A 14,185-nucleotide genomic window follows, 5' to 3' on the forward strand; every position below is an offset into this window, starting at 1 on the left:
GCCGCTCGCGCTCGGCCAAAACGGCGAAACGGCGGCGGAGGCGCTTGTGGAGGGCGTCAACACGCCAGCGCGCGTCCGCAAGGCCGCGCCGTTCCCCGTGCGGATCGTCGTCAGCAGCACGGTGTCGCAGACGGCGACGGTGGCGCTTCAGCGCGACGGGCAGCCGGTCCTGCGCACGAAGGTCCATCTGCGCGCGGGCAAGAACGCGCTCAGCTTCCAGGAAAAGGTCGATCAGCCCGGATTCCACCGCTACGACGCCCAGATCGAGCCCGCCGCCGATTCTGTTGCCGAGAACAACCACGCCTACGGCTTTGTCACCGTCCAGGGCCGCCCGCATATCCTTTATGTCGCCGCCAATGACCGGCATATCGCTCCGACCTTGCAGCAGGCGATGGCCGCCCAGAATATTCAGATGGACACTGTCGCGCCCACCGCCGCCCCCACGACCGTGGCGGGCCTGGCGCCCTATGACGCCGTGGTGCTTTCCGATGTCTCTGCGGATGAAGTCGGCTCCCCCGCGATGGCCGCGATGGAAGAATCGGTGCGCGACTTCGGCATGGGCCTGGGAATGATCGGCGGCGTGACAAGCTACGGCGCGGGCGGCTACGAAGGCACGCCCGTGGAGACCGCGCTGCCCGTCCGTATGGATGTGAAGGACCGCAAGCGCATCCCGCCGGCGGCGATCGCCCTGGTCATTGAGGACCTTGAGGAAGAAACGAGCATTAACTGGTCGATCGAGGCGGCGAAGGGCGTTGTGGACGCGATGGAGCCGCAGGATCAGCTCGGCGTCATCGACTGCAACAACATCTGGCGCATTCCCATGCAGCACGTGACGGACCGGGTCGCGATCAAGAACCAGATGAGCGATCTGACGGGGATGAACGATCCGCCGAACTACGATCTGTATCTCCAATCGGCGGCGGGCGTGGTCAAAAGCACCGGGGCGCCGATCCAGCACCTCATCTTCTTCGGCGACGGCGACGCCACCGAGGACACCAACGCCACGGCGCTGGTCGTCAAGAACATTCGCAAGATGGGGATCACCGTTTCGACGATCGCCAGCGGCGCGGACCCAGGCGGCATCCAGTTCATGAAGGACCTGGCGACGGTCGGCGGCGGCAAGGCGTATGTGGCCGAGCAGGCCAGCGATCTGCCGCGCCTGCTGCTCAAGGATCAGCAGACCGTCAGCAAGCAGCTGATCATCGAGAAGCCGTTTCTGGCGCGTGAGGACTTCACGGACGACATCACCGGCAGCCTGAACTGGGCGAGCGCCCCGCCACTGCTCGGCTACGATATCGCCACCGCCAAGCCCGGCGCCATCGTGCCGCTCACCGCGCCCGAGCACAACGACCCGCTGTTTGCCCACTGGCGCTATGGCCTCGGCCGCACGTTCGCCTTCACCAGCGACGATCAGGCGCACTGGGCCGCGCCGTGGCTTCCGTGGGCGGGCTATCCGCAGTTCTGGGCGCACGTCCTGCGCTGGTCCCTGCGCTCGAACACCGACGCCGACTTCGCCGCAAACGTGGAGAACGCCAACGGCAAGGGCCGCCTCAGTGTAGACGCCCTCAATTCTGGCGGCTTCGTCAACAACGCCAAACTCACCGCGCGCGTCGTCTCGCCTGACCAGACGATCCGCGACGTCGAGCTCTCCCAGACCGGTCCCGGCCACTACGAATCGACGTTTGACACCGATCAAACGGGCGCCTACATGGTGAATGTCCAGCGCGCGCCGGACCCGTCCAAGCCCAACGCGCCGTCGTCGAGCCAGAGCCTCGGCCTTGTCGTGCCCTACTCCCCTGAGTACCGCACGGTGACGCCCAACCTGCCGCTGCTCACGCGCCTCACCGACGCCACCGGCGGCCGGTTCCAGACCGACCCCACGCGCATCTTCCGCGACGCCCCGATCTGGGAAGTCGGCCGCATGGAGCTGGCCCCTCTGCTCCTGACCCTGGCCGCCCTTCTCTTCCTCTTCGACGTCGCCGTCCGCCGCCTCGGCCTCCGCGCCTCCCAGATCCGCGACGCCGCCGTGCAGGGCGTGGAAGCCGCCGAAGCCAAAGCCGAATCCGTCAAAAAAGAGCGCGCCCGCCGCCGCGACCCCGCGCCACAAATGGCCCGCCTGCTCAACCGCAAAGCCGAAACCCGCACCGCCGCGCCACCCGAATCGCCCGGCGACACCACCGACCGCCTCCTCAACCGCCGCGCCGCCCCCACCCGCGAAACCGACGAAGCCTTCCCCCGAGTCGCCTCCCTACGCCAACCGCCCCCGCCCAAACCGCCCACCGACGCCAATACCGGCGACGGCGGCTACACAAATAGATTGCTCGACGCGAAGAGGCGGGCGCGGGAGAAGGATGAATAAGTGCAATCCCGCATTTAAAACACAGAGTTCCGTGACAACCGCATAAGAGAACATCATGAAAAAGCACACAGCTGGCCTAATATTAGGAATTTTGCTCTGCATATCGACTGCCGGACACTCGCAGTCTCCTCAGCGCTCAGGCCCAGGCTGGGGACAAGGTCCTAACCTGTCACCCCGCAACGGCGAAACGCCAGAGCAGCTCAAAGCGCATATGACTGCTATGAGCGCTCGCGATGACAAAATTTATCGTTTGGATTTGGCCGCTAAAGCCGCTTTAAGTGAAGGCAACTACGCTCAGGCGGAAACTAGCGCTCAGCAATCCGTTGCCTTAGGCATAGGATCTGGTTTGGGACAAGAATTGTTGGCGGCGGCTCTGGATGCGCAGGGCAAATCCCGAAAGGCGCTTCAAGTCTACAAACGTATTTCTGATGCGGGAGGCGTTTTTCCCCACAATGAATTACCTTATGCCCTGTTGCTGCTAAAGTCAGGTCACTGGGCGCAGGCAGTTGCTGAATACAACAAACAGCTGCCATACAATAGCGGCGCTAATTTGATGCTACCGCGCACTAAGTTCTCACCGGAGAAACCAAATCCAGCAGCTCTGGCTGCAGCCATTCATATCGGCTTAGGATTGACAGCAAGTTGGGGTGGATACCATGGAGACTTTACCGCACGAAAAAATCAGTATTTGGCGCAGTTCCGGCAAGCCATGAAGCTAACACCAAATTCTCCGCTGGCGAATTACTATTACGGGTTCGGTCTGATAGACCTGGGCCGATTTGCCGAGGCAAAAGCGGCGTTCCAGAAAGCTGCCTCCCGGGACACGGGTGACTTGAAAGTTGCCGCCAAGAATGCAATCGTTTGGTTTATAAGGCCACGAGGCATCTAATTAAGAGTACAGCGCGTACTTCGTTAAGATCACGCTACCGGACGCGCTCGGTGATGGCGAGGGCGTCGACGGCGTCTTTCGATTCTTTGAGGCCTTCGCCGGTGACTTCGCGGTAGAGCTGGATGGCGCCGAGGGTGTTGCCCTGGCGCACGAGCGCGCGGACTTCGTCCATGGGAACGGGCTGTGGATAGGAGGCGTTTGCCGCTTCGCTGCGGCGCTGCTGGGCGAGCAGCATCTCGACCTTTCGCTCCAGACGGGCGATCCGCGCTTCGTCTTGTGTGGATGACTTCGGCTCCGACCAGCGCTGGACCAGAACCGCGATCAGCACCATGACGGCGATCAAAATAATATCGTGCAGCGTCATTTTACTCTCCCACGCCTTCCCGCCCGACGCCCGCGCTTTTCGTGACCGCTTCCTGCTCCAGCGCGGATTGATGGTATCCGACCGCCAGGCATTCGGTCAAATATTGCCGGAGGAATGGCGCGAAGCCGCCCAGCCGCTCGTACTGGCTTGTGTGCGCCAGCTCATGCGCCAAAACGCCGCGCACGCTCCAGTAATTGTCCTGGAGGAAGACGCCGTAGCCCAGCGCCATTCCGGCCGCGCCCCCGGGGAGGAAGCCGAGGCTCGCGGCGGCCGTGCGCAGTTCCGGCAGCTCGGGAACGGGCACGGACGGGACGCGCAGCACGCGCACGCGGTCCGGATGCGCCACGCCCATTGCGGTCGCGTCTTCGCGCTGAGCTGGGGTCAGCGGCTCGCCTTCCGCCAGAATATGGCGCTCCTGAAACTCCGCCCACGCGCATACCTGCGGGAGCATCCGATCGAGATCTGCTTCGGTTAACATCGTTTGATTCTATTCCTCGCCCTCACTGCCGAGTCCTGCCTCCGGCGAATCCGGCGCTCTCATGCGTCACTTGGGTAAACTCCATGAACAATCGTTGAAGAGTTCCCGCGCCCCCAGTCTCATAGAGTGCAGGCATTATCCATAACCGCACTCACAACTTTCAGGAGAACACCATGCGTCCTTATTCCATTGCCGCGCCACTGCTGCTGGCGCTCACGGCGCTTCCCGTCTCCGCCGACACTGCCGCGGCGGACATTCCCATCAAGCGCGTCACCCTCTACACGAGCGGCGTCGGCTACTTCGAGCGCGCCGGTTCGGTGAGCGGCGACGCCGCCGAAACTCTTCTCTTCCCCACCGGACAGATCAACGATGTGCTCAAATCGCTCGTGATGCTGGACTCCGGCGGCGGGACGATCCAGCCCGTGACTTACGCCGCCCAGGATGCGCTCGGCCGTCAGCTGCAAGCCTTCAGCATCGACCTCAGCGACAACCCGAGCCGCGCCACCCTGCTCAATCGTCTGCGCGGCGCGGAAGCGACCGTCAGCTATACAGACAACGGAACCCCGGTAAAAGTTACAGGAACAATTATGGGGGTGGAGACGCAAACGGTCCAGCTGCCGAACAACGGCGGCGTGACTCAGCAATCCACTCTGAATTTGCTGACTCCCGACGGGCTAATCTCCATCCCGCTCACGTCCATCACATCCCAAAAGCTTACCGACCCAAAGCTGAATGAAGAACTCAATCAGGCCCTGATGACCGTCGCGCAGAGCCGCAGCGCGACCAAGCGCGCCGTGACGCTGAACTTCAAGGGGCGCGGAAGCCGCTCCGTGCGCGTCGGGTATTTGACTGAGGCGCCGCTGTGGCAGACCAGCTATCGATTGGTGCTGGGCGCGAAGCCGATCGTGCAGGGCTGGGCGATGGTGCAGAACACGACGCAGGACGATTGGAAGAACGTCGACCTCAGCCTCGTCTCCGGCCGGCCCATTTCGTTTATTCAAGACTTGTACACACCCCTCTACGTGCCGCGCCCGGTCGTCCAGGCGCGTGTCCAGGCGTCGCCCACCCCGCAGACTTACGCCAGCGATATCAATGCGCCGGTGGACGTGAACAAGATTATCGGACTTCAGGGCGACAACAGTTTGCTCATTCAGGAAACTCCGGCGCCTGCCACAGCGCCGATGGCGGGCGGCTTTGGCGGGGGCGGCGGTTTCGGGGGGGCCGCAGGCGGCTACCCAGGCGCTTCCCGTGGGCGCGCGGACGCTCAGAAATCCAAATTCGCAGCGGGCGAGCTTTCGTTCTCCGACGCCGCAAAGCAAGCGATTACAGCGAGCGGGGCGCAGCTGGGAACGGCGCTGTTCGCGTATCAAGTCAAAACGCCCGTGGATGTTCCCCGGCAGCAGTCGGCCATGATCCCGTTTCTTTCGTCGGTGATCCATGTGGAGGAAGTCAGCATTTTCAACGCCAATGTCCAGACGGATCACCCTTTGCTTGGCGCGCGCGTGAAAAACACGACGGGGCTGCATCTCATGGGCGGACCGCTCACGGTGTTTGACGACAGCGCCGGCTCCAACGGCTATGTCGGCGACGCATTGATCGACGACACGGAGCCGAACCAGACGCGTTTGATCTCCTATGCCGTGGATCAGGCGCTGGACGCCGAGAGCAAGCCCGGGGACGGCAGCGGCGATATCCAGTCCATCGTCATCAATCAAGGCACGCTGATCGCGACGAACAAAGAGCGGCAGGCGACAGTTTACACCTTCAAGAATCACAGCGCCAAGGCGCGCACCCTCGTCGTGGAGCAGCCTTATCCCGGCGAAGCCTGGAAACTGCTGGAGCCGAAGGAAGTCACGGAGCACACGCCCCAGGTAGATCGCTTCGACCTGGCGGTTCCCGCCGGCGCGTCCAAAAACCTGACGATACGCCGCGAGCGTCTCAACAGCGAAACCTATGGCCTGATGGACACCGGGCTCGACAACCTCACATACTTCATCACCACCACGCACACGAGCGACGCCGTCAAGGCCGCTCTCAAAGACGTCATGGCGCGCCGCCGAGCCATCGGCGCGCTCCAGCAGCAGATCGACAGCCGCAAGGCCCAGATCGCGGCGATCAGTGTCGGCCAGACCCGCATCCGCGACAACATGAAAGCCCTGGACCACGCCTCGACGCTCTACAAGCGTTATGCGAATGAGCTGAACACCCAGGAGACGCAGTTAGAGAACTTGCAAAAAGAAATCGACACGCTCAGCGCCGAACGCAGCCAAAAGCAATTGGAGTTAAACAACTTCGTTGCGAAACTGACGGTGGATTAGCGCGAACAACGTGCGCAAAAGGCCGGCGGTTGAAACCGCGCCTTCAAGTGCGCAGAAGTCCCCCTGCGGGGACTACATCATCCTCAACGGTACTGTCCAAAATACACATTGTGTTCGGCGGTCGCGTGATGGAATGTGTAACCCACGTAGGTGGGTTTCTGCGCACTTGAAGGCGCGGTTTCAACCGCCAGCGCCAGATCGCGCATCAATATAGACTAACGACTCAAGAAAAAAGGCATCCTAGAAAACTAGGATGCCTTTTGATTTTCTGGCGGAGTCTGAGAGATTCGAACTCTCGCGGGAGCTTGCGCCCCCCTACAGGTTTAGCAAACCCGCCCCTTCAGCCAACTTGGGTAAGACTCCTCAAAAGAGGAAGTTGGGTTCCGCAGAGATATTCTAGCACACGGTTTCGGAAAATGCAAGAGATTGCCGGCAAAAGATGGGACAAATCGGATTCAAACGCGAGAATTGGTGATATACTGTGTTCACGCGCGAGTCAGTTCGCGCCCGTGTCCGCGGAAAGGGCTGCGCCCATCTGTCCGTAAGTTTACCATTTCGAACCACCTTCTTTCTGCCTGAATCAGCGGACGCCAGGCGCGTATGAAAGGAGGTCTCCATGACCAAGCCGCTCGCCAACGCTCCCAATATCGCGCAGATCAAGAAACAGGCGAAAGACCTGCGTCTCGCCTATCAAGCCAACGATCCGGACGCCCTCCAACGGATCCGTGAACATCATCCTCACTTCACCACTCTCTCGCCGTCCGATCTCCCTCCCACGAAATTCACGCTGATCGACGCACAGCTCACCATCGCGCGGGAATACGGCTTCGCCAGCTGGCCGAAGCTTAAGAAGCATGTCGATGGTCTCACCCTCGCCGGGAAGCTTAAGGCGGCGATCGACGCCGACGATGTCGCGTCGGTCAAACGGATGATCGTGGCAAGCCCCTCGCTTCTCCAAACCGCCATGGGATACAACGGCGCAGGGCCGCTGACGTGGGCCGCCGAATGCCGGACCTCGGAGGAGGCGCCGAGCGCGGAACGTCTGCAAATCGTTCGTTTTCTCATTGAGGCCGGAGCTGATGTCCATGAGCACGGCGATGCGCCGCTGATGCGGGCCGCTCTGCGCGACACAAGGATTCCCATGATGGACTTACTCGTCGCTCATGGCGCGGATGTCAACGCCCGCTGGGATGGCCGATATCCCATCATTCTGGCGCCTTGCGAAGCCGTGGCGCCTGCGGCGCTCCAGTGGCTTCTCGATCATGGCGCCGATCCCAATCCACAGTATTCCGAGACGCCGAATGACGGCCTGCCTCTCGATATGGCCATCGCGACTTATTCCCGGCACGCTCGGCAAAGCGAATGCGTGAATATTCTCATCGACGCCGGCTGTCAAAGCCAATATAGCCACTGGCCGGCAATCACCATCCATCGCGGTCGCCTCGATCTGCTGGCGCAGGCAATTGAATCGGACCCCACCCTCCTCCATCGCCGATTTCCGGAACTCAATTACGGCGGCACTGGGGCTCGCCTGCTCGGACTGAAGGGAGCGACGCTGCTGCATGTCGCCGCCGAGTATGGAGAGATAGAGGCGGCGCGCCTGCTGCTGGATCTGGGGGCAGACGTCAACGCGCGGGCGCTTATCGACGAACACGGGGTCGGCGGGCAGACGCCGCTCTTTCACGCGGTGACGCAGTTCCGGGATTTCGCGCTGGACACAGCCCGGCTTTTGATTGAGCGGGACGCGGACCTTACCCTGCGCGCCCGGGTCCCGTCGGCTTACGACCGTCCCGAGCAGATTTTGGATGTGACCGTGCTGGGGTACGCCGCCCGCTTCCCATTTGGCGATTATGAATGTCATGGATCCGTCGATCTGCTGCTGGAATATGGCGCGCCGGCGGGCGACGTTTACGCCGCCGCGAAGCTCGGATTCGTTCATGAGCTCCGCGAATTGCTCTCTGAGGGAGGCGATCCTAACAGCGCAAGTCCGCATGGGCAAACAGCGCGGAAGGCGGCTTTGGCGCGCGGACATACCGAGGCTGCGGAGATTTTAAGGGCGGCGGGAGCAATTTAGTCGCGAAAGGAATGGCGCTGACGGCGGAAGTTCAAGCGATCTTCGAGTAAAATGTTAAGAGAATGTTAAGAGCTTGAGATTCCGCCCAGTGAGGCGCGGACTCAAGAAAGGCGATTTTGCATGCGTTTACTGCCGCGCGAAGAGAAATTCTTCGACCTGTTCGACCGTCTCGCCGAGAAAGTCGTCCTCGCAGCCGAGGTATTAGAGGATACGCTTCAGGACTACAGCCGCCTGGAGGACGCCGCGTCCCGGCTGCGTGTCTTGGAGAACGAAGCTGACCAGATCGTGCATGAAGCGATGGATCGGCTCAACAAGACCTTCGTCACCCCGCTGGACCGCGAGGATGTTCTGGCGCTCACGCATGTCATGGACGATGTGCTGGACTACACCGAATCCGCCGTGGATCGGATGATCCTGTACAGCATCCCCAACGCCGTTCCGCGCAGCCTGGAGATCGCGACGCTGATCGTGAACGCCGCGCAGCAGATTCGGCAGGGTGTGACCGGTCTGCGCAACTTCGGGGATATCCGGGGCATTCTCGACCCGTGCGTCGTGATCAACGCGCTGGAGAACCAGGGCGATTCCATCAACCGGCAGGCGCTGCGGGCGCTGTTCAGCGAGGGTCACGACGCCGTGACCATCTTGAAATGGCGCGAGGTGTACGACCACCTGGAGACGGCGCTGGACCGCTGCGAGGACGTTGCCGACGTTCTCCAAACCATCGCCGTCAAGAACAGCTAGTCTTCGCGCGCACAAAGGATTTCTGTTTGGACCATACGCATTTATGGATCGGGATCATCGTCGTCCTGGCCCTTGGTTTTGACTTCTCGAACGGCGTTCACGACGCCGCGAACGCTATCGCGACCACCGTCACCACCCGCGCCCTCTCTATGGGCAAAGCCGTGGCGATGGCCGCCATTCTCAACTTCGTCGGGGCTATCGTGAACACGGAAGTGGCGAAGTTTATCGGCACGGGGTTGGTGGATGCGCATCTGGTGACGCTGCCGATCGTAGCGGCCGCGCTCATTGGAGCGATCGTCTGGAATTTATTTACGTGGTGGCTGGGGCTGCCGTCATCGTCCTCGCACGCCTTGATCGGCGGCCTCATGGGAGCGGCGATCTTCGCCTTTGGACCGAGCGCCGTGCACGTGTCCGGCCTCACCAAAACGGTCATCGGACTAGTCACCTCCCCCCTGCTCGGCTTCGGTGTGGCGTATCTGCTGATGCGCGCTTTGCTGAGATTGGTGCAGGATCGCCCATTCACTCCCACGATGCGCGCGTTCCGGCGCCTACAAGTGGTTTCCGCCGCGTTCATGGCCTTTTCTCATGGGTCGAACGACGCGCAGAAGACGATGGGCGTGGTGACCCTGGCGCTGATCAGCGCCAATATGCTGAATCACGACGCCGCCATCCCTAAGTGGGTCATTCTGGCCTCCGCGGCGGCAATGGCGGCCGGTACGGCGCTGGGCGGCTGGCGGATCATCAAGACGATGGGCAGCAAGCTGGTGGATCTGACGCCCGCGCACGGCTTCGCGGCCGAAACGGCGGCGGCTGCGGTCATCATGGTCGCAACGCACCTGGGCATTCCGATTTCGACCACGCATGTGATCGCTTCGTCGATCTTAGGCGTCGGCGCCACGCGGCGCGCGCGCAGCGTACGCTGGGGAACGGCCACCAATATCGTACTGGCATGGGTGTTCACCATTCCCGGCGCGGGTCTCGTCGGCGGTCTGATGGCGCTGATGCTCAAGCGTCTCTGATGCTACTTCGCGATCACAGGCAGCGGGCGCGGCTTGGCGTCTCCTTTCGCCAGGCCGAGCGCCCACCGGATGCCGCCCTGCAGATGGTTCTGATACCAGGCGGCGCTCCAGATATCCTCCCGATGGCCGAGGGCCGTGTAGAACACGCGGCCCTTGCCGTAACTGCGGTTCCAGGCGATCGGGTACAGACCAGGCGTTCCGTCATTTGGGTGCTTGTCTAAATAAAGCAGCAGATGGACCTGGCTGGCTTCGAAGTTCTGGAATTGATAGATCTCCTCCAGCGGCACTTCCCGCAGGATTCCCATCCCCACCGTCGCCGGAAATTTCTGGTCGGCCACGTGGCACTGCACCCGAACCTGATCGCCGTGCTGCTTGAACTCGCCGCCGAGCATTTGCAGATATGGCGTAAATCCATGGAAGGTATCCGCCGCGCTGTGGATGCCGACAAACCCATGGCCCTCGCGGATCCAGTCGAGAAACGCCTGACGGTCTGGAAGCGGCAGGTCCCCGGTGGTTTCCGCGAAGATCACGGCGTCGTAAGCGCGCAGCGCGACGGCCGTCGTCTTGACCGCCACCTCTTCATCTGTGCGCGCGTAATCGATTTGAAACTCGCCGTCGCGCACTCCGATTTCTCCCAGAATACGCTCCGCCGTGGGGATCACATCATGCCGAAACCCATGGGTCACAGTCACCACCAGCACTCGCTTCGACGGCGCCGCCTGCGCCAGGGTCGCCCACATCATCATCAGCACAATTAGACCAATGCCACGCTTCCACACCATTGTACGTTTCCTTTCGCGATCACAGCCTTTGCTTGCCTGTAAAAATTACGGTATCATATTTTATCGTTCGTGAGTAGTATAGCAGACGTGCAGGGATTCGCCATGAAACTTCATCACTCACTCCCGTACATATTGCTCGCTCTTCTCCTGCCCATCGTCAGCTACGCCCAAGGCGGCGGCGGGAGTGGAGAAGGTGGGGGCGGAGGAGGGGGATTTGGGGGAGCTGCTGGCGGCGATGGCTCATCGGGCGGCCGTTAGGAACGATACAATCGGTTTCCGACGCCAAGCCCGGCGGCGCTGGAGCTTCGACACATACTACTTCTATTACACGCCAAAAAGCCCGGCGGACGATACGCCGCTGGGCGCCAAGGAAGCAAAGCGAATGCTCGACAAGCTCTCGGCGCCGTAGCATCCGTCCATTACCGCTTCGCGGGCTGCTTCTCGTAAACGTGGTCGGGGGGAAGGTCCCGACCTCCTGCGGCCGCGACGGATAGCCGGTCGCAGCGCTCGTTTTCGGTATGCCCGGCGTGGCCGCGCACCCACTGGAACGTCACTTGATGGCGGTCGCACAGATCGAGCAGCGTTGCCCACAGGTCGGGATTGATCGCCGGGTCCTTGGGCGTGCGCATCCAATTATTGGATCGCCACTTCTTCGCCCACCCTTTGCTGATTCCGTTCGCCAGATACTGCGAGTCCGTATAAAGCGTGACCTTGCTCGGGCTCTCTAATGCCTGAAGGCCCACAATGGCCGCGATCAGCTCCATGCGATTGTTCGTCGTCCGCCGGAAGCCGCCCGACAGCTCCGTCGACTCGCCGTCCTGCGTGACGATCACGCCATAGCCCCCCGGCCCCGGGTTGCCCGTGCACGCGCCGTCCGTAAAAATCTCGATATGCTTTTGTTCGGTTGATGATGTATTCACGGGGATTATGATACCCCGTGCAGGGAACGTCACGGCTCCAAGATTGACGCCTGACGGATATCAGAGCGCCCGGCGATTAAAATCGCGGCTAGAAAAGCACGATGTGTCCCTTCGGACACTCCAGAACGTATTCACCAATCCTGTTCTTCTCGTTCGACTTCCGCACGCTTTTCCTTCGCGAACTCGTCGGACCCACTGGTCATTCCTTTGAACGCGCCCATCCCGCGCAGCACCTTGGCTTTGGGCGCCTCTGGCGCATACAGTATCACTCAGGAGGCAGATTAAGTTTCAATTTTGCTCTCCGTGCCTCACGCGCATTGTGGAAAAACTGCTTATTGGCAGTATACTCATCAATTACCCAATCCACAAATGCCTGTCCGTACTGTGGGCGGAAGCCAGGCAAAGGCTTGTAGTACATTTTATTACGAAGATGCACATTATGGGCTACAACAACATCCTTTATCAAAGCATCGGTCATGCGTATATTTGTGTCGCCACTTGGAACAAATTCTCCTGTGATGGCAAGAATTGCTTCCACTACTTTCGCCAACCACAGTTTGCAATATTCACTCGGATCGACTATTACAGTGCTAGTTTTATTTCTAAGCGCAATTATATGCTGATCTATTTCAGCCAATTCTTCAGCAGTACATCCTTCAGGATCAAAGACTTCTACAGTTTTGTCTGCTGTTCGTCGATTTCTTCCAATCACAGGAATAAGAAATATCGGAAACCGAAATGCAGGATCACTCACAACACTGTCGGGCAATTCGTTGCGTAGACTAATAAGACGATTTTTGACAAGCTCATAATCGGAACCTTGACGCCTTCGAATTGCCTCAAGCATCTTCGGGGATCGCCGTGACGATAACAGAAGCGGAAAGCAAAGCGAACAATTGATTGCATAATACGCACCAAATTCAGTAACAAGAATCTCTTCATAATTTAACAATAGTGATTGACACTCCGAACCCATAAGGTCATCTACATCTTGCGATCCTCGGTGTTCAATTACGTGCCTTGCATTCATAATCCAATTGAGATTTTGCCTTGCAGCTTCAAGATTTAATCGCGTATATTTCGAACTATATAAATCTCTAAATTTTATAAAGCCTTCTGAAGCATCTATCAATGCATCATAAACACCAACCTTACGCACAGATCCGTCGAGCTTGTACTCGCGGTAATCTACTCGATCACGTTCAAATATAGCATGAAACGCTGCAGTGAATGAAATTACCATAAGTACTATGTACGTTTCTGTTCTGAAAGTAGCTATAGGATTGTTATATGCCTGTACAGCAGCGAGCGCGGCATCCCGTGACTTCGCAATCAATCTCTCAGTATGCTCAGAAAATCGTGGACGGAACGGGTCGTCTGCATACGATGAATTTTGGGAGCACATACGAGCAAATGTTGCTTCATCCGTAATATCCAAGTTCACTGCACGATAAGAATCGCCATCTCGTTCAACGACGGATGTCAATTTTTTGCTAAGATTGGACTTAGTATTTGTCGCTTTCCACTGCGATGCATCCTGAAGTTCCTCGCGAGTAAACGCTCTACCTTCCTCTTGCATCCGCTTGAGAAACTCGTATGCCTTTTTGATTTGGGGAGAACCGGACGGACGTTGTCTCATTGCTGATCCTTACGTTATAATCTGATAAGCCAATTTAGGCACATCAAAACTCACCGAGCAAAAATATGTACACCAAGCGACTGTATGTTTGATAGTATCAACAATATACTACCACCAACCGACCTGTCACGCAACCTCAGTGCGGCCACGTAGAACAAATGCTCCGTAGGCAATATAATAATTCCATGGGCTCCCCACTCATCGAAGGCCTGAACGAGTTTCAAACCCAAGCGGTGCTGCATGAAACCGGGCCGCTGCTGATCTTTGCCGGCGTCAGGTCGGGCGAGACGAATGCGCTGACGAAGCGAATGGGTTAGACTTTACAAGCCCGTTATCTCTAAGGGCTCGTCGTGTGTGAGAATGATTTGGCAGAAGCTGCGCAGCTCGTCGATTCGGGTCAGTTGAATTTTCCGATAGATTTGCGTGCAGTTCAGGTTATTATGGACCGAACGCGCTCGGATCGCGCAATCCATCAAGACTGCGCCTAGTCGATCAAATTTCGAAAACTTGAGGTCAAAATAGATGTTGTCGCCGACGCCACACTTCAACTGCGGCTCATTGGACAAGTCGTGATAAAAGACTTGGAGTTCTTCGACAAAGTG

14 protein-coding genes and 1 tRNA gene are annotated in these 14,185 nt (G+C 59.2%); 8 read left to right on the forward strand and 7 right to left on the reverse strand.

Annotated features, from left to right (window positions below):
* A partial coding sequence (locus ABIZ35_RS20025) for a glutamine amidotransferase (protein ID WP_348221693.1) occupies window positions 1-2,359 on the forward strand: 2,359 nt, incomplete at its 5' end.
* A 55-nt stretch (window positions 2,360-2,414) separates the two neighbouring features.
* The gene (locus tag ABIZ35_RS20030; RefSeq protein WP_348221694.1) at window positions 2,415-3,248 is read left to right on the forward strand and encodes a hypothetical protein; all 834 of its coding nucleotides are present in this window, start codon (window positions 2,415-2,417) and stop codon (window positions 3,246-3,248) included.
* A gap of 34 nt (window positions 3,249-3,282) precedes the next feature.
* Here the strand turns inward: ABIZ35_RS20030 and ABIZ35_RS20035 are convergent, their stop codons facing one another.
* Both ABIZ35_RS20035 and ABIZ35_RS20040 read right to left on the reverse strand, forming a co-directional pair.
* On the reverse strand, window positions 3,283-3,612 hold the full coding sequence (locus ABIZ35_RS20035) for a hypothetical protein (protein ID WP_348221695.1): 330 nt from the start codon (window positions 3,610-3,612) through the stop codon (window positions 3,283-3,285).
* 1 nt (window position 3,613) lies between these two features.
* Entirely contained in the window at window positions 3,614-4,090 is a 477-nt protein-coding gene (locus ABIZ35_RS20040; protein WP_348221696.1) for a hypothetical protein, read from the reverse strand.
* A gap of 173 nt (window positions 4,091-4,263) precedes the next feature.
* On the opposite strand from ABIZ35_RS20040, the gene ABIZ35_RS20045 reads away from it, so the two are divergent.
* Window positions 4,264-6,408, forward strand: a complete 2,145-nt coding sequence (locus tag ABIZ35_RS20045; RefSeq protein ID WP_348221697.1) for a hypothetical protein — start codon at window positions 4,264-4,266, stop codon at window positions 6,406-6,408.
* Window positions 6,409-6,677: 269 nt separating this feature from the next.
* Here ABIZ35_RS20045 and ABIZ35_RS20050 read toward each other — a convergent pair.
* Window positions 6,678-6,771: transfer RNA gene (locus ABIZ35_RS20050), tRNA-Ser, on the reverse strand.
* A 253-nt stretch (window positions 6,772-7,024) separates the two neighbouring features.
* Between ABIZ35_RS20050 and ABIZ35_RS20055 the strand changes: the two genes are divergently transcribed.
* The 3 genes from ABIZ35_RS20055 (at window position 7,025) to ABIZ35_RS20065 (ending at window position 10,242) form a co-directional block, all read left to right on the forward strand.
* Complete coding sequence (locus ABIZ35_RS20055; protein ID WP_348221698.1) at window positions 7,025-8,482, forward strand: ankyrin repeat domain-containing protein; 1,458 nt, start codon at window positions 7,025-7,027, stop codon at window positions 8,480-8,482.
* A 120-nt stretch (window positions 8,483-8,602) separates the two neighbouring features.
* Entirely contained in the window at window positions 8,603-9,223 is a 621-nt protein-coding gene (locus ABIZ35_RS20060; RefSeq protein ID WP_348221699.1) for a DUF47 family protein, read from the forward strand.
* Window positions 9,224-9,249: 26 nt separating this feature from the next.
* The gene (locus tag ABIZ35_RS20065) at window positions 9,250-10,242 is read left to right on the forward strand and encodes an inorganic phosphate transporter (RefSeq protein ID WP_348221700.1); all 993 of its coding nucleotides are present in this window, start codon (window positions 9,250-9,252) and stop codon (window positions 10,240-10,242) included.
* A gap of 2 nt (window positions 10,243-10,244) precedes the next feature.
* On the opposite strand, the gene ABIZ35_RS20070 is transcribed toward ABIZ35_RS20065, so the two are convergent.
* A complete protein-coding gene (locus ABIZ35_RS20070) occupies window positions 10,245-11,024 on the reverse strand; it encodes a ThuA domain-containing protein (protein ID WP_348221701.1) in 780 nt (259 codons plus the stop codon).
* 184 nt (window positions 11,025-11,208) lie between these two features.
* On the opposite strand from ABIZ35_RS20070, the gene ABIZ35_RS20075 reads away from it, so the two are divergent.
* Window positions 11,209-11,433: a hypothetical protein gene (locus tag ABIZ35_RS20075; RefSeq protein ID WP_348221702.1), complete on the forward strand. Its 225-nt coding sequence runs from the start codon at window positions 11,209-11,211 to the stop codon at window positions 11,431-11,433.
* 10 nt (window positions 11,434-11,443) lie between these two features.
* Here the strand turns inward: ABIZ35_RS20075 and rnhA are convergent, their stop codons facing one another.
* Both rnhA and ABIZ35_RS20085 read right to left on the reverse strand, forming a co-directional pair.
* Window positions 11,444-11,944 carry a ribonuclease HI gene (gene rnhA / locus ABIZ35_RS20080; RefSeq protein WP_348221703.1) on the reverse strand — a complete coding sequence of 167 codons (501 nt, stop codon included), beginning with the start codon at window positions 11,942-11,944 and terminating at the stop codon, window positions 11,444-11,446.
* Between the two features lie 265 nt (window positions 11,945-12,209).
* Window positions 12,210-13,583: a DUF3644 domain-containing protein gene (locus ABIZ35_RS20085; RefSeq protein ID WP_348221704.1), complete on the reverse strand. Its 1,374-nt coding sequence runs from the start codon at window positions 13,581-13,583 to the stop codon at window positions 12,210-12,212.
* 185 nt (window positions 13,584-13,768) lie between these two features.
* Between ABIZ35_RS20085 and ABIZ35_RS20090 the strand changes: the two genes are divergently transcribed.
* Window positions 13,769-13,900 carry a hypothetical protein gene (locus ABIZ35_RS20090; RefSeq protein WP_348221705.1) on the forward strand — a complete coding sequence of 44 codons (132 nt, stop codon included), beginning with the start codon at window positions 13,769-13,771 and terminating at the stop codon, window positions 13,898-13,900.
* A 3-nt stretch (window positions 13,901-13,903) separates the two neighbouring features.
* Here the strand turns inward: ABIZ35_RS20090 and ABIZ35_RS20095 are convergent.
* A partial coding sequence (locus ABIZ35_RS20095; protein ID WP_348221706.1) for a hypothetical protein occupies window positions 13,904-14,185 on the reverse strand: 282 nt, incomplete at its 5' end.

This window comes from Capsulimonas sp., assembly GCF_039929585.1.
Lineage (GTDB): Bacteria > Armatimonadota > Armatimonadia > Armatimonadales > Capsulimonadaceae > Capsulimonas.